Consider the following 14,358-nt stretch of genomic DNA (forward strand, 5'->3'; position numbering starts at 1 on the left):
CGTAAGGGTTCTTGCGGAAGGGCCCCGGCGGTAGCAGCCGCCGAGGCCCAGACACCGGATCACTCAGGGAGACCCGATGGACGCCATCATCGCAGCTCAGGACGTCGGCGTGTCGGCCGCGGTGCCGCTGGTGCACCTGCAGGTGCTCGACAAGGAGACGTTGCAGGCCTTGGACGGCGTGTTCCTCCTGTACGACGCCGAGCTCGACGACGACGCTCTCCTGCGCACCGCGCACGCCGAACTGCTGCTCGCCCAGGCCACCGGCCAGCGCGTGCTCGGCTCCACCGCCCCGATCAGCACCGACGCCCCGGCCAGCAACGACGAGGTCGTGCTGGAGGTGGCGGCGTGAAGAACTGGCAGAGCAACGGCGCGTGCACGAGGCCGGGTGTCGACCCCGAACTGCACTTCCCTCTTACGTCCCAGCGCGGCCGGTTGACCTCGCCGAGCGCGATTGCCCAGGCCGCCAAGGCGATCCGCATGTGCAACGGCTGCCCGGTTCTGGCTCCTTGTCGTGAGTGGGGCATGACCCAGAGCGACGGCATCTGGGGTGGGCTGACCGTGCAGGACCGCGAGGCGATTCGCGAGGGCGAGAAGCGCAAGAAGTCCAAGAAGTGCAAGAAGTCCGAGCCCCTGGTGCCCGCTGTGGCGTCGGCACAGCCCGAGCACCTTCAGCTCTCGGTGCCCGCCGTGACGTCGGCATCGAGGAACCGGAAGTCGGTCGACGAGCTGCTCGCGGAGATCGCCGAAGAGCGGCGCGAGGCGGCGGAGCTCCGCGAGACGGCGGAGATCGTCGAGGAACACCCCGTGGCGCCGGTCCTCGCCGTGTTCAGGCCGGCCGTGGAGCTCGACCAGGACGAGTGGGTCGCGCAGTACATCGCCGCCACCAGCGACACCGACGACCTGTTCGCGAAGGGGGCGTGACCCCGATGACCGCCGCGAACAAGACGCCAGGATTCGACGACGACGGCGATGAGATCGGCCGCGAGGCAGCCCGCGGCGTGCACGAGATCGAGCAGCACCTTCTGCAGACCGAGCGCCTGATCCGCATGGACGCCGTGCACCCCGAGTCCTGCGTGCACCAGGGGCAGACGCCGGCCAAGTCGAACGCCAACGAGCTCGGCGCGGACCTGTCCGTCGACGACGAGCTGGACGCGCCGCTTCCTCCGGCCGCGTACGGCCTCACCGACACGGTGGTCGACCTGGAGATCGAGGTCGCGGAGGGCGAGCGCCTCAAGGCTCTCTACGCCCGGCGCGTCGCGCTGGACTTGGACAGCCGGAAGGTTCTCGAGAAGCGGCTCGCCGGCCAGGAGGCCGAGAAGCTGCACGTCCTCAACCAGCTCCCCGCTGTCCGTGCCCTGCAGGCCGCCACCGCGCTGCGCGTGTTCACCATCGCCGCCCTGGTCTCCCTGACGCTCGCGCTGGCCTGGTCCACGTTCGGCGTGCACGGATTCGCGGCCGGTGACGCGGCGGCCTGGACGCTGGACTGGATCAGCGGCTGGTTCGTCGAACCCTTCCTGAGCCTGGGCCTGCTCTCGATCGTCGGCGCGAAGGCGTTCCTGGCGATCCGCGGGCACCACGTCCGCTCGCGGACCCTCAACCGGATCGAGGGCGTGTTCCTCCTGCTGACTCTCGGGATGAACATTTACCCGACCCTGCCCGCGCCAGTCGGCCGTGCGGTCAAGTTCGAGATCTCGGACCTCGTGCTGCACTCACTCGGCCCGATCGTGGCCGTCTCCATCGTCCGGGCGCTGCCGATTCTGTGGGAGGAGTTCTCCCGCCTCAACCACGCCATCGCGAGTGACGCCCACCAGGCCGTCAAGCCGGAGATCAGGCACGACACCGCCACCAGCGCTACGGCCGAGGCCGGGTACGGGCCGGTCGAGGACGCGTTCGAGGCGCGGGTGACCGAGTTGACCGAGCAGGCTCGGCGCTTGATCAGTCAGGGATCGCTGGCCGCCGACGCCAAGGCCTACAAGATCCGCGCGGCGCTCGAAGTTGGCATGAACTACGCCATCGCCGTCCGCGCCCGCCTCGACCGGGACGCGTGATCGAGATGCTGACCGTGACCCTGCCTGACGGCCGCAGCGCGATCGCCCGCGACGTTGTCGACGGCCTGCCCGCGTTCGGCTGGAACTCGTCCCCGGCCGGCCTTCTCACTCGCCGTCAGCTCGCCGACGAACGCCTGCGCCCGGTCGGCGACCCGGTCGCCCTGCTGATCTGGGGCCGCGCCCGCGCCACGGGCCGTCCCTACCGCCGCTGGGCAGCCCTGTTCCCCGTCGAACAGGCCTGCGAGAAGCGGCCGTGCACACCCGGCATGAGGGCCGCGATCGATGCAGCGCTCGCGGCCCGCCGGGTGTGCCAGATCTGCGGCCCGGTCGACCACTACGTCCGCACCGGCCTGTGCGGCCCCTGCTACAGCGTCGCCGGACCGTCCAAACCGAACAGTTGACCGCCTGACTGACCACGTGACACCCCGTTCGACAAGGAGAAACCCCATGACGATCACCAACGTTGACTCCCGCGCCAGCCGATTGACCGGCAAGCGGACCGCCCAGGAGATGGAGCAGGCCACTCGCTGCTGGACCGCCGCACGTGCCCTGCTGGACGAGGCCAAGGACGCGCAGGTGACCCGCGCCGCCCACTGCTCGGCCGTCGCGAACGGCTGGTTGGCGCTGGCCGAACTGGTGCTCAGCTACGGCGTGCCACAGGGCGGCGACGTCGAGGCCTGCGACAAGCAGCTGGTCAAGGCCGCCGCTGAGGACGAGTTCTTCAGCAGCGCGCTCCGCGAAAAGGCGCTGGAAAGCGCCCGTGCGTACCGCCGCGCCGCCCGGATCGCCGCCCAGATCGCCGCCGCGCAGCCCGCCTGAACAGCGTGAAGCACGTCCCACCAACTTCAGAACGCTCCCACTCCGAAGAGGACAGCCCCGTCAAGACGGGCTGGGAGCACGACGACCCGATGAGCAGGACCGGTCACCACTGACGGACCCCCACTATCGCCGGTCTTGTCCTTTGAGAACTACATAGCGTGTATGCGGCGCAGCGCCGCCGTCCTCTTGGCCAGCCGAAGCCCCATTGCTCGGATTGCTGGTGCATGACGGTCCGCGCTGCTTGCTTCAACGATCCGTTGAATGCCGCTCGCTCCACCCATCTGTTGACGTGTCCAAATAGGTGGAGCGGGAGGGAAGCAACGGCTCCGCTAATTCAGTGCCGTTCGTATTAGTTCAAGCAGAAGATCAGAAAAGGAAAATGCATGGCGTTGTCCAGGAGCGACTATCCGTACATGGACTCTCTCGGCGAGATGGCCGAACTCGCAAGCAAAGGACACTTCGCAACTCTCGCCGTTGACCTCGCCCGCCAGATTTACGGCGAGGACCTTCCTGACGAGCAGCTCCAAGGGCTGCTTACGGCCCGGCTCGACACGCTCGCAGCGCCCGGCAACAAGGCTGTTCCCTCGACCATGCCGAAGCGCTTTCCACGCCACTGCCCGTAGATCAACCAGGCTAAGGCCGACTGGAAACTGACAACTGGAAAGCCGCAGCTGGAAGAGCCGATCTTGACCCTTACGCGCTCGCGCGCGGTGCGCGCGTGAGAGCCGAGCCTAGCAAGCCCTTCCAGTTGTCAGTTCCCAGGGGTCCCCACGCGCCACCTCGGCCCCTCCCCCGGCTGCCTGCGGGAGGCCTGAAAAGTCACCAAAAAATTCGCACAACAACGCCTCCCGGCGTTCACCGAAAGAGGTATGAAAATGAGTTGGCTTATGCTTCTCGCCGCCGGTGGGGCACTCATCATGATCCACCGCAAGTGGAAGAAGTGGAAGAAGTGGTGGGTAGTCGCCATCTTGACCGCCCTGACCTCGGCGTTCTTTGCTGACACGTCACTCGGCAGCAAGGCAGCCCAGCTGCTGAGCAAAATTCTTTCCTGGCCTGCCGGAAAGGCGGAAGTGCCCACCGCGTCTATTGCCGCGGTGCTGACACTCCTCGTCCTGGCAGGCATCATCTACGCGTTGCGGGACAAATCAACGGACCGTCCCGAAATCATCGCCATGTTTTTCCTGCCGCTGCTGTTCATCATTTCAAGCGGTCCTGTTGCGGACGGCGGGGCGACGCTGACCGAGGCTTTTCGGGGGTACGGCTCACAAGGCCTCGGCTACCTCATCGGTGCCTGATCACGTGGCAGGTCACCGCACCAGCCGTGCCGAGCGGGTCAGGGCCTTGCGCACCCGCTTCCACCACCGAGTAGCGACCAGCCGCGGCGACCTCGACCGGCTCGCCGCGGCGGTCGACTACCTCCGCACCGCGCTCGCCCGCACCCCCGAAGAACAGCGCGACCCCGTCGTTACCGCCGTTGTCGCCGACCTCGTCGTCCAGGCGGAAGCGCTGCTCACCCGCTACCAGGAAGGCCCACGCCGATGACCCACCCGCCCGCCACCGAACCCATGACCGAGCCCGCCGCCGACACGACCACGGCGGCCACCTCGAGCACGGCGCCCACCTCGACCAACGCCCCCGGCTCGGCCGCCGATGAGACCCTCGGTGCCCGATCCGCACCCGTCACGCTCACCGAACACACCCACGCCGTCGCCGACCAGCTGCGCGCCGCCTGGACACCGCCCGACGTATGGCGAACGGGGCTTCCACCTCTACGAGAGATCTGGGAGCACGAGCTGCGCGGCACGCACGTGCCTGACGACCCCCGCGCCCGCGCGGTCGCCAAGGCCGGCGCTGCGGTCCGGTTCCCGGTCCTGGCGCTCCTGTACTGGCTGGCCTGGGTGTGGCGCAGCAACTCCCGCGTCGTGGTGGCCGGCGCCTTCGTCATCTCGTTCCTGCTGTTCCTCACCTGACAAACCGATCCCGGAAGGAGGTCGCCGTGTTCCTGCTCTGCCTGTTCGCGGCCTACCTGATCGTGCGGCTGTGGGAAGACACCACCGCCACGATCCGCCGCGAACCACCCCCACGACACGCCTACCGCATGGCCAAACTCGCCGCCCGTGACGCCACCGACCGACCCGCCCCCACGAGCAAGTTCCGCCGGTACGCCACCGGCCTGCTCGACGACGCATGGGACAGCGCGCACCACAAGCGCGAGCTGATGGCCGATCACCGCGCGGACAAACGAGCCCGAAAGGCCGCCGCCAAGATCGCCAAGGAACGCGGCGAATGGGCAGCCGAGGACGGCACGCCCCCGGACCCGGCCGGGTTCGACGCCGTCGCCCCGGAGGTCGCCCCGGCAGAGGAAGCGCCCACCGCGCCTCCCACGCCAGCCCCGTTCGGATCGGCTGGCACGTCGATCCCGGCCGAGCCACCGCTCCCAGCCAGGGCAACCGGCCCGACGAGCCCCGTCCCCGGCAGCACGCCCCGCAGCTCGGTGGATCCGGGATCGGTCGCGTTCGAATGGACCGCGACCGTTCCAGAGCTATCGGACCTGCCCGACGACGTGCCGCCCGTGTTCCGCAAGCCCTATGGCCGGGCGACCAGAGACCTGGCCGAGGACCTCACCCGTCGCTGCCGGCTCGTGCCAGAGGAAGCCTCCTTCAAGGGCTACGACGAACTGGCCACGATGAGCACCGAACAGCGCGAACTCGCACAGCGCTGGTCGGACTCCCTGGCCACTGGCTGTTCGACCTGGTCAATGTCCACCGCAGACTGGATGGCGCTGCCGCTGCCAGTGCGGGTCGACCTGCTCGATGACATCCGGCGCAGCCCCACCGCCTCGATCATCACCGCGCCTGGAGAGGAAGACGTCGAGGCCCTCGCACTACTGGCCCGACGCCACGGCGGCCACCTCGACCCCTCCGAGATCTACAGCGCGCTGGAAGACCTTCCCCCCGCCGCGCGGGAACGGGTGCTGGAAGCCCAGGCCAGGCGCCAGGCCGAACGCACCGCCGCCGAAGCGACAGCCACCACCAGCACTGAGACGGCGACGAGCGACAGCACCGACCCGGCCGTCTTCAGCTCCGCCGACACCGACGCGCCGCGCGAGGAGCTGACCGGCAACGACCCCGCCGCCAGCACCTCGGACGACACCATCACGGAGGAATCCACGACCGAAACCAGCAACGTCATCCCGATCCGCCGTTCCCAGCCCACCACCACTCCCGCGATTCCGATCCGAATGGAGCTCCCCATGACGTCCACCGAGATCACCGGCCTCGAATCCGCCATCACCTACGCCGGTCAGATGCAGGACTTCTGCACGAGCACCTTCGAGCAGATCTCCGCCGCCGTGCCGAACGGCGACGAGGCCGCGGCCTCGTGCGAGCTGGCCCACGCCAACCTCGTCAACGGAGGCGTCACCGGTCAGGCCCTGACCGACATCGCCTCGGTCCAGGAACAGGTGGTCGGTGCCGCCCGCGAGCTGGAGGCGGCACTCGCGAAGTACGAACTGGCCGCCGCAGGGGCGTCCTCGCTCAAGTCGACGCTGGAGAGCCACCGCACCGTCCAGGACGCCTACAACGCGACCCCGGACGCAGGCAACAAGGAGTTCGTGACCACCCACTAGGCCCGTAGGGCTTCGGTGCCGCGCATCCGGTTCTCCCGGCCGGATGCGCGGACGCCGTGGCCGATGCGAGCCCTCAACCGACGTCGACCCCGCCCAGCCCCACCCCCCGCATCCGGCCAGAAAGGAACCCCTCATGCCCACGACCCCCGTGACCGAGCCGACCACCACGTCCCCGGTCCCTGGGGGCGCACTTCCCGACAACGCCTCCGCCGACCGCACCCCCATCGCCCACCCGAGCTGGACGGACCTTCTGGTCGAGGCCGAGCGCCTCAACCGCGCCCAGCTCATGCCGCACTACCTCTGCGCCACCCTGCTCGCCCTGGCCGAAATCATCCACTCGATGTCGGCCCAGGCCGAAGCCACGGGCGCCGCCGCGCTGCTGGCCGGAAGCGCCTGCGCGGTTGGCGGCACCATCGGGTTCCTGCTGATGCGCCGCCGGCACGAGTGGATGCAGGCCTGGGCGCTGTGGGCGGGACTGGTCAGCGCAGCCACCGCGCTGTGGATGGTGGTTGCCGTGCTTGGCGGCGTCACCTGGGGCACCCTCACCGCGGCTCTGGCCGTCGACACCGCCGCCGGTGCCCGCTGGTGGGCACGCCACCGCCACGGCCGGCGCCCGCAGACGCCGGCCGCCCCCGGCGTCGACCAGGACGAGGAGGCCTCACCGATCGGTGAGGCCGAGCTGGCCCGCTTCGCCCGGCTGTGGGCCGAGAACATCGGCAGCACCAACGGTGTTGTTCCGGGCTCGGTGCTCGTGCCGGTCGGAGCGTTCGAGCACGGTGTCGAGTACACGGTGCAGCTCGTGCCCGGCAAGCAGGACCTCGACATGGTCTTGGGTGCCCTCAGCAAGATCGCCTCCGGTCTCCGCTGGACCAAGCAGCAGCTGGTGGTCGAGGCTCTTCCCTCGGTCGACGCCAGCTCCAACATGGACTCGTCCAAGCTGCGCCTGCGCGTCGTGCTCCGGTCGCCGATCAAGCAGGACGTCTACTTCCGCGGCCCGCGCTACGACAACGGCAACATCACGCTCGGCCCGTACGCGGACGGCGTCGGTGAAGCGATCTGGAGGCTCTACGGCCGCGACTCGATGTGGGGCGGCATGGTCATCGGCGGCACCGGCTCCGGCAAGTCTCGCCTGCTGGAGCTGATCGGCCTGGTGGCGCTGTGGACCGGCCTGACCTACGTCATCCACGTCGACGGCCAGGACGGCATCAGCTGCCCGACGCTGTGGAAGCACGCCCACGAGCGCTACCGCAGCGACGAGGTCGACACCGTGCTGGCTCGGTTGGATGCGTTCAAGACCCACCGCCAGCGCAACTCGCGCACGCCCGCGCCGGCCGATGTCGGCACCGCCGACTACGACGAGGACGAGGAGGAGGAGAAAGGCGGATTCACCCCCAGCCCGGACTACCCCGGCATCCTCGTGATCGTCGACGAAGCCCACGTCGTGATCACCAGGGACAACGCCGATCAGTGGGCGGCCCTGGCCCGCGAGGCCCGCAAGACCGGCATCGCGATCATCATGGGTGACCAGGATGGCAGCTTGGAGACCTTCCTCAAGAGCGTGCTGCGCGGCTCCCTGCGCGCGGGCAACGCGGTCGGACTCAAGACCGACGAGCGCGCCCAGGGGCAGATCGTCAGCAACGGCAGGTTCAACCTCACCGACCTGCCCGCCATCCCCGGCTACGGCTACACGCTCGGAGCCGAGGCCCGGCAGGCTCCCTACCGCAACGAGTTCCTGCCGTCCGCGAAGAACAAGCGCGAGATGGCCGAAGCCGGTGCACCGCTGCCGGACGACGTGCTCACGGTCGGCCAGTGGTACCGGCAGGCTCGTGATCACCGCGTCGAGACCCTCGACGCCGCCACGCTGGCCGCCGGTGACGCAGCCGCAGCCCTCAGCGCAGCCAGCATGAGGGACGCCATCACGAGCGGCAAGACCGTCACGCGTGGGAAGACGGCGGGCCGGATGGACCTGAAACTCATCCGCCTGCAGATGCCGGTCGTCGACGTTCCCATGCCCCGCACCGCTGCCACCCCGGCGCCCACGGCGGTCGCGCCAGCCGGGGAAACCGCGCTCGTGTGCGACGGGCTGACCGAGTCCGCTCGTCGCGTGCTCGACGCCGTGCGCGAGGGCAACACGATGCCCAACCAGATTGCCGAGGTCGTCGAGCTGACCCGCCAGCAGGTCCAAACCCTGCTGCGCGGCCTGATCGATGCCGACCTGCTCAGCAAGACCGGCAACGGTCCGGCCGTCCGGTACGAACTCACCGAGCAGGGCATGGCCTTGGCTGTGGCCTGACCCGCAACACACTCATGGGGCCTGCTCCGCTACCTCGGAACAGGCCCCATGAAGAACACCACGAGGTGATAACCCGGTTATCACCAGCAGCCCGGCTCAGGCGATGGCGTTGTACACCTCTTTGACCACGTGCACGAGCTTTGCCGCATCTTTGTCGCTGGACAGCCCGTGACTGCGCTGGTCAGCAGTGACCATCAGCAGCACAGACCGCCGCAATTCCTGGTCCGCGACCTTGCCGCCCTCCTTGAGGAATTCCTCGAACCGGCGGCGAAAGTACGCGAGAACGCTTGGGTCCGTACTTGGGCCGATGACCTGGAAGGCGGCTTTCGCTGCCACGTAGCGATTGATCACCAGAGTGCGCAACCCGCCCAGCCCGGCCGCTGCCGACCACTGCTCAACCTCATCAGCCATGCACACACGGTAGCGACCATTACCCGATCATCCAGCTCCCGGCCCGCCGGCCGGTGATGGTGCCGCCCGCCCTGCCCTCCCCCGCAGGGCGGGCGGCGCCATGTCCGACCAGTAACCCCGGAAGGAAGTACCGCAATGAAGCTCACCGACGCCCTCCCGCTCGTCATCGCCGACACCCGCCAGGCCAACCCCGAGGTGGGCAGCGACCAGGAGGCGGTCGACCTCGCCCGCGAGTGCTCCACCGCGGACCTCGTCGTGATCGACGACAAGCCGACCAAGGAGGCCTACCAGGTCGTCCTGGCCGCGTCCTCGGCGGACATCGCCAAGGCGATGCGCTAGCAGCCCCAGTCCCTTCATCAGTGCCACCGCCCGCCTCGCGCTCCCGGCCCGGGGCGGGCGGTGGCATGTCCACCCCCAGCACAAGGAGAACCCGATGCTGACCAGCCACGCCGTCCTCGTGCCGTTCGCCAGCTACAACGACGGCACCGGCCCCGCCTCCTACCTCGCCCACACGGCAGGGCGAACGCACCACGGCCTGATCATCGGCGAGAGCGGCGCCGGCAAGAGCCGCGCTCTGGAGGCCATCACACACGGCCTGCTCGATCGGGTGCCCACCATGCTGGTCCACCTCGACGGCCAGGACGGCAACGCCTCTCCCGCGGTGTGGGAGATGGCCACTCTCCGAGGTGGCCCCGACCGCGCCGACGAGATCCTCGACGTGCTGGAGAAGCAACTCGATGGACGCCAGTACATGCGGGCCGACCTTGGCCTCGACGGGCTGGAGCCCACCGACGACATCCCCCTCGTGCTGGTCGTCCTCGAGGAGATGCACGCGCTGCTCGACCAGACTCGCGCCAACCGGTTCGCCGCGCTCGGCCGCAAAGGCGCCAAGTGCGGCCTGGGGCTGCTGGCCGCCACCGAGCATCTGCACCTGTACGACACCTTCGCGGAATCGACCCCGCTGCGCACCACCCTGTTGACCGGCAACCGGATCGCCCTGCACACCAACGACGCGGTCAGCCTCGCAGTGCTGGCCCGCCACGGCTTCGCCAGCCTCGGCATCAACGGCACCGCCAGCGACGGCTTCACCGCGCTGCCCGGCCTGGACGCGCACCCCGCGCCGTTCAGCCTGACCCCTGCCTGAGCACGCCTCCGATCCGCCACCCGAACGGAGACCGCCGGTGCTGATCTCGCAGCCGGGCAAGGACGACATCCAGTGGCCCGACACCGACGCCGACGACCCCGAACACACGACGTGACCTCGCCGCCCGAAGTCCGCCTCGCACCGCCCCGGAGGAAGCCCATGATCACCGACGCCGCCGCACGACGCGCCGCGATCAACTACCACAACGGCCAGGCCAGCCCCTCCTACAGCTTCGTCTCCACCGGCACGATCAGCGACCCGGCCGAGCTCGTGCGTGACCTGCACCGCGGCTTGGAACACCAGCAGCTCAGCAACCCCGACCTGGTCGCGCTGGTCGACTACATCAACCGCACTGGTGCCCGCGGCCCGGTCACCGGCTGGTCCCAGCTCTGGGACTGAGACCCCCCTCGCCGCCGGGGTGATAACCCGGTTATCACCCCGGCGGCGACCAGCCATGCCGCTCGCGCACACCAATCCGAAACGAGGCCGACCACTATGACCGTTCCCTTCGAAGCTCGTAAGCGACCGAACGGCACGTTCGGCGTGTGGTGCGTCGGCGCGCAGAAGTGGGCCGTGCACCCCACCAAGACCGAGACGCCCTACGAGTTCGAGGACGAGGCCGACGCGAAGGACCTGGCCGAGCAGTGGGTCGCGACCGTATGAGGCTGTCCGCCGAAGAGCAGCAAACCCTCGAACACGTGCTCGGCGGCCCGATGACCGACGGCATCGTGGCCGTCAACGATGCGTGCAGGGTGGTCAAGCTGAGCGGCCACCCCGACGCCGAACTCGTGTGCTTGGGCTGCGAGAAGTTCGGCTTCCGCTGCGGATACAGCATCAACGACTCCGGTGTCGGCGCCTGGCACCGCGCCGCCTGAACGAGTCCCGGCCAAATCAACCACTCCCCTACCGCCCGCCTCGCGCACCTCGCGGGGCGGGCGGTTCCGCGTCTGCTCCGCACTTCGGCCGGCGAAAGGACACGACGTGCCTGAACCCCTATCAGGGAGCACGACCAGCGAGCAGAAGGAACACCTCGTCGTGGACGAAGGCGGTGACCTGATCGAGTACGCCGCCGCCACGTTCAACCTGGCGCGGACGCATCGCTACGAGCTCGTGCGCGTCTGGGGCCCGGATACGCCTCCCGTGATGTTCGTGATGCTCAACCCGTCGACGGCCGACGCGTTCTGCTGCGACTCGACGATCACTCGCTGCCTGCGGTTCGCGCGCCGTGAGAACGCCGGTGGCATGGTCGTGGTCAACCTGTTCGCGCTGCGCTCGACCAACCCCGCCGCGCTCGCAGGCCACCCGAACCCGGTCGGCTGCAGCAACAACCACGTGATCTCCAGCGCCGTGCAGGGCGTCGCAGCCGTCATCGCCGGATGGGGCAGGCACGGCCACCTCAACGGCCGCGATCGAGAAGTCATGCAACTGCTCAGCAGGCGCGGAGTGGAACTGCTGTGCCTGGGCCTCAACCGCGACGGCAGCCCGGCACACCCGCTCTACCTGCGAGCCGACCAGCCACTCACGCCCTACCCGCCATCCGCCCGCGACTGAGCCGACAGCCCCGGCGCAGCGACCAGCTCCCCCGCTACCTCGCCTTATCCCGCCCGTCCCGCACACCTCGCGGGGCGGGCGGACTCATCTTCGCCGTGCACGAACCGCCGACCCCACAGGAGAACCCCAGTGATCGAGAACGCGCACCTCACCGTCGACATCGTGGTTCTGGCTCCGGACGCCGACACGCAGCGGTGGCACGTGCTGTTGATCGAACGCGGTGACGAGCCCTACAAGGGCCGCCGTGCGCTGCCCGGCGGCGACGTCGATCCGCACGAGCTGCCCGCCGCTGCCGCACTTCGCGAACTCGTCGAAGAAACCGGCCTCGACATCGCCCAGGACGAACCGCTGATCGAGATCGGCACCTTCAGCGAGCCCGGCCGCGACCCGCGAGGTCGTGTCGTGAGCATCGCCCACCTGGCCGTGCTGCCCGGCATGAAGACCGTCACCGCCGGAGACGACGCCACAGCCGCGGAATGGGTGCCCGTGCCGGCCGCGCTGGACAGCCAGCTCGCCTTCGACCACCACCTGATCCTGCGCGCCGCCCTGGCCGCCGCCGACTACCCGCCCTTCCTCTAACCGCTCCCGGCTGAACGGGCGTGCCCACCACCCCGCCCGTTCAGCCGGTCCCACACGACGAGCAGCCACCCATGCCCATCCGACCCGAGAACCAGGACCGCTACCCCGCCGACTGGGCCGCCGTCAGCCTCGCGATCAAGCAGCGTGCCGGATGGCGCTGCGAATGCCGTGGCGAATGCGGCCGACCACCAAGCCACCTCGACCTCGACCAGCGGTGCCGCAACCACCACCACCGGCCGGCCTACGGCACCGGCAGCCGCGTCGTGCTCACCACCGCCCACCTCGACCACGTCCCGGAGCACTGCGACCCGGACAACCTGGCCGCGATGTGCCAGGGCTGCCACCTCAACTACGACGCCGAGCACCACGCCCAGACCCGCCAGCACACCCGAGCCGTCGCCCTGGCGGCCTCGATGTACCCGCTGTTCGACCTGCCCGACGCACGACCCGCCAGCACCGCCCCGGAAGGACCCACCTCGTGACCAGCGACCTGAACACCGACCCCGGCACCGAACAGACCACCCCGTCCCGCACCGACGCCGTCCACGGCTTCCTGCGCGACCGCCGCGCCGACGCCGCCCGCATCGCCGCCGGCCTGCGTGACCGGTGGCGCACCATCAACTGGGCCGAGGTGCGCTACATCGCCTCCGGCGCCGCCCAGATCGCCGCCGCACTCGGCGGCCTGGCCCTGATCGCCGTCCTGGCCAACAGCCTCATCAACACCGCCCAGCAGAGCGACGTCGCCCGCCTGGTGCAGCGCATCCTCGACTCGCAGATGGCGCGCCTGGTCCACGAGCCGATCACGGCCTACCTGACCGAACACTCCCTCGGCTTGCCCCTCGCGCCCCACGGCCTCGCCCTGGTCTGGGCCATCGCCTGCGCGGTGCTGCTGGTGTTCGCCTGGGCCGGATCTCACGGCGCCCGCATCGGCTGGGTCCTCGTCGGCGCCGCCTCGGCCGCCATGGCCTACGACGGCGCCCAGACCGTGCACGCCCCCCTCGCCGCCGGGGTCACCGCGCTCGTGTGGATAGCGGGCAGCGTGCCCGCGTTCGTTCACTACCAGCGCCACCGCGCCCAGCACACGGTCGTGCTGACCACGCCGGAACCCCGCCCCGCCCCGGTCCGGCTGACCGCCAGCCAGCAGGCCCTGATCAGCCTGTGCCGCGCCCGCGCCGAAGAACTGCTGCACCACGCGAACGTGAGCCTGATCGAGGACGACTGCGAACGCTGGACCCGGGCCAGCGGCATCGCCACCGACCTGATCCGCATCGTGGAGTCCGACCAGTACGTCCGCGAGTACGCCCACAAGCTACTCGACCGGATCGACCCCCAGCACTACCTCACCGCGCCCAAGCACACCGACCTCATGGCCGCCCGCGTCTACCTCTCGCTCGCCGCGATCGGCCACTGACCACGTGACCGGTCTCTCCGCCGCTATCGATCCGAGGGAAAACCCGCCATGCCCACGACCAGCGCCGGCCAGTACACCACCGACGAACTGGACGCGATGCGCCGTTGGATCGACGACGCCCTTGCAGAGGAACTGCTGGAGTACGGCGCCCGCTCCGGACTCAGCGATGACCCCGACTTCACCGTCAAGGACCTCGAAGACGTGGACGTGCTGGTGGTCATCGGCGGCCACTACGAGGGCGGCCTCGCCGCGTTCCTCGGCCACTTTCACAACGACTGAACCGCAGGACTCGACCACAGAAGGAGAACCAGCATGTCTCTCACGATCAACTGGGACGTCGTCGTCGACCACAGCGCCGATCCAGGCCGCTGGAACATCTACACCGAGCGTCCGGACGGCAGCCTGATGTACACCCACACCCTCTCGACCGAGCAGGTGCTGCACCTGCGCGACGTCGACCAGGTGAAGGTGACC

Annotated in this window: 22 protein-coding genes; 21 read left to right on the top strand and 1 reads right to left on the bottom strand. The window is 69.3% G+C overall.

The genetic code is table 11. From position 1 onward, the window contains the following. The first annotated feature begins 76 nt into the window (after positions 1 to 76). The 11 genes from ACQEU1_RS45160 to ACQEU1_RS45210 all read left to right on the top strand — a co-directional run bounded on the left by ACQEU1_RS45160 (position 77) and on the right by ACQEU1_RS45210 (position 8,788). Positions 77 to 349, top strand: coding sequence for a hypothetical protein (locus tag ACQEU1_RS45160; RefSeq protein ID WP_433217335.1), 273 nt, complete (start codon positions 77 to 79; stop codon positions 347 to 349). Continuing rightward, positions 346 to 921 (top strand): WhiB family transcriptional regulator, encoded by a 576-nt coding sequence (locus ACQEU1_RS45165; RefSeq protein WP_433217338.1) that lies wholly within the window; start codon positions 346 to 348, stop codon positions 919 to 921. The genes ACQEU1_RS45160 and ACQEU1_RS45165 overlap by 4 nt, the downstream gene beginning before the upstream one ends. Further along, positions 918 to 2,048: a hypothetical protein gene (locus tag ACQEU1_RS45170; RefSeq protein ID WP_433217341.1), complete on the top strand. Its 1,131-nt coding sequence runs from the start codon at positions 918 to 920 to the stop codon at positions 2,046 to 2,048. Before ACQEU1_RS45165 ends, ACQEU1_RS45170 begins: the two co-directional genes overlap by 4 nt. A 14-nt stretch (positions 2,049 to 2,062) precedes the next feature. After that, positions 2,063 to 2,449 carry an RRQRL motif-containing zinc-binding protein gene (locus ACQEU1_RS45175; protein WP_433217344.1) on the top strand — a complete coding sequence of 129 codons (387 nt, stop codon included), beginning with the start codon at positions 2,063 to 2,065 and terminating at the stop codon, positions 2,447 to 2,449. A 46-nt stretch (positions 2,450 to 2,495) separates the two neighbouring features. Beyond that, on the top strand, positions 2,496 to 2,867 hold the full coding sequence (locus ACQEU1_RS45180; RefSeq protein WP_433217347.1) for a hypothetical protein: 372 nt from the start codon (positions 2,496 to 2,498) through the stop codon (positions 2,865 to 2,867). Positions 2,868 to 3,250: 383 nt separating this feature from the next. Next, on the top strand, positions 3,251 to 3,490 hold the full coding sequence (locus tag ACQEU1_RS45185; protein ID WP_433217350.1) for a hypothetical protein: 240 nt from the start codon (positions 3,251 to 3,253) through the stop codon (positions 3,488 to 3,490). Positions 3,491 to 3,754: 264 nt separating this feature from the next. Beyond that, positions 3,755 to 4,162, top strand: coding sequence for a hypothetical protein (locus ACQEU1_RS45190; protein WP_433217353.1), 408 nt, complete (start codon positions 3,755 to 3,757; stop codon positions 4,160 to 4,162). Beyond that, positions 4,155 to 4,409, top strand: a complete 255-nt coding sequence (locus ACQEU1_RS45195; protein ID WP_433217356.1) for a hypothetical protein — start codon at positions 4,155 to 4,157, stop codon at positions 4,407 to 4,409. The genes ACQEU1_RS45190 and ACQEU1_RS45195 overlap by 8 nt, the downstream gene beginning before the upstream one ends. Continuing rightward, entirely contained in the window at positions 4,406 to 4,837 is a 432-nt protein-coding gene (locus tag ACQEU1_RS45200) for a hypothetical protein (protein ID WP_433217359.1), read from the top strand. The genes ACQEU1_RS45195 and ACQEU1_RS45200 overlap by 4 nt, the downstream gene beginning before the upstream one ends. Positions 4,838 to 4,863: 26 nt before the next feature. Next, positions 4,864 to 6,495, top strand: a complete 1,632-nt coding sequence (locus ACQEU1_RS45205) for a hypothetical protein (RefSeq protein ID WP_433217362.1) — start codon at positions 4,864 to 4,866, stop codon at positions 6,493 to 6,495. Between the two features lie 133 nt (positions 6,496 to 6,628). Continuing rightward, positions 6,629 to 8,788, top strand: a complete 2,160-nt coding sequence (locus ACQEU1_RS45210; RefSeq protein ID WP_433217365.1) for a hypothetical protein — start codon at positions 6,629 to 6,631, stop codon at positions 8,786 to 8,788. A gap of 96 nt (positions 8,789 to 8,884) precedes the next feature. On the opposite strand, the gene ACQEU1_RS45215 is transcribed toward ACQEU1_RS45210, so the two are convergent. Next, positions 8,885 to 9,199, bottom strand: a complete 315-nt coding sequence (locus ACQEU1_RS45215; RefSeq protein WP_433217368.1) for a hypothetical protein — start codon at positions 9,197 to 9,199, stop codon at positions 8,885 to 8,887. A 135-nt stretch (positions 9,200 to 9,334) separates the two neighbouring features. Here ACQEU1_RS45215 and ACQEU1_RS45220 point away from each other — a divergent pair, with 135 nt between their 5' ends. From ACQEU1_RS45220 to ACQEU1_RS45265, 10 genes are all read left to right on the top strand, one after another. Beyond that, complete coding sequence (locus tag ACQEU1_RS45220) at positions 9,335 to 9,538, top strand: hypothetical protein (protein ID WP_433217371.1); 204 nt, start codon at positions 9,335 to 9,337, stop codon at positions 9,536 to 9,538. A gap of 94 nt (positions 9,539 to 9,632) precedes the next feature. Continuing rightward, the gene (locus tag ACQEU1_RS45225; RefSeq protein WP_433217374.1) at positions 9,633 to 10,343 is read left to right on the top strand and encodes a hypothetical protein; all 711 of its coding nucleotides are present in this window, start codon (positions 9,633 to 9,635) and stop codon (positions 10,341 to 10,343) included. 159 nt (positions 10,344 to 10,502) lie between these two features. Continuing rightward, positions 10,503 to 10,742 carry a hypothetical protein gene (locus tag ACQEU1_RS45230; protein WP_433217377.1) on the top strand — a complete coding sequence of 80 codons (240 nt, stop codon included), beginning with the start codon at positions 10,503 to 10,505 and terminating at the stop codon, positions 10,740 to 10,742. A 96-nt stretch (positions 10,743 to 10,838) separates the two neighbouring features. Further along, positions 10,839 to 11,006, top strand: a complete 168-nt coding sequence (locus tag ACQEU1_RS45235; protein ID WP_433217380.1) for a hypothetical protein — start codon at positions 10,839 to 10,841, stop codon at positions 11,004 to 11,006. Further along, a complete protein-coding gene (locus tag ACQEU1_RS45240) occupies positions 11,003 to 11,218 on the top strand; it encodes a hypothetical protein (RefSeq protein WP_433217382.1) in 216 nt (71 codons plus the stop codon). The genes ACQEU1_RS45235 and ACQEU1_RS45240 overlap by 4 nt, the downstream gene beginning before the upstream one ends. 106 nt (positions 11,219 to 11,324) lie before the next feature. Next, positions 11,325 to 11,894: a DUF1643 domain-containing protein gene (locus tag ACQEU1_RS45245; protein ID WP_433217385.1), complete on the top strand. Its 570-nt coding sequence runs from the start codon at positions 11,325 to 11,327 to the stop codon at positions 11,892 to 11,894. 129 nt (positions 11,895 to 12,023) lie between these two features. After that, entirely contained in the window at positions 12,024 to 12,473 is a 450-nt protein-coding gene (locus ACQEU1_RS45250; RefSeq protein ID WP_433217388.1) for an NUDIX domain-containing protein, read from the top strand. A gap of 71 nt (positions 12,474 to 12,544) precedes the next feature. Next, positions 12,545 to 12,955 (top strand): hypothetical protein, encoded by a 411-nt coding sequence (locus ACQEU1_RS45255; protein ID WP_433217391.1) that lies wholly within the window; start codon positions 12,545 to 12,547, stop codon positions 12,953 to 12,955. Beyond that, a complete protein-coding gene (locus ACQEU1_RS45260; RefSeq protein ID WP_433217394.1) occupies positions 12,952 to 13,884 on the top strand; it encodes a hypothetical protein in 933 nt (310 codons plus the stop codon). Before ACQEU1_RS45255 ends, ACQEU1_RS45260 begins: the two co-directional genes overlap by 4 nt. A 48-nt stretch (positions 13,885 to 13,932) precedes the next feature. Then, positions 13,933 to 14,163 (top strand): hypothetical protein, encoded by a 231-nt coding sequence (locus tag ACQEU1_RS45265; RefSeq protein WP_433217397.1) that lies wholly within the window; start codon positions 13,933 to 13,935, stop codon positions 14,161 to 14,163. The last annotated feature ends 195 nt before the right edge of the window (positions 14,164 to 14,358 follow it).

The organism is Lentzea sp. CA-135723 (assembly GCF_050936595.1).
Classification (GTDB): domain Bacteria; phylum Actinomycetota; class Actinomycetes; order Mycobacteriales; family Pseudonocardiaceae; genus Lentzea.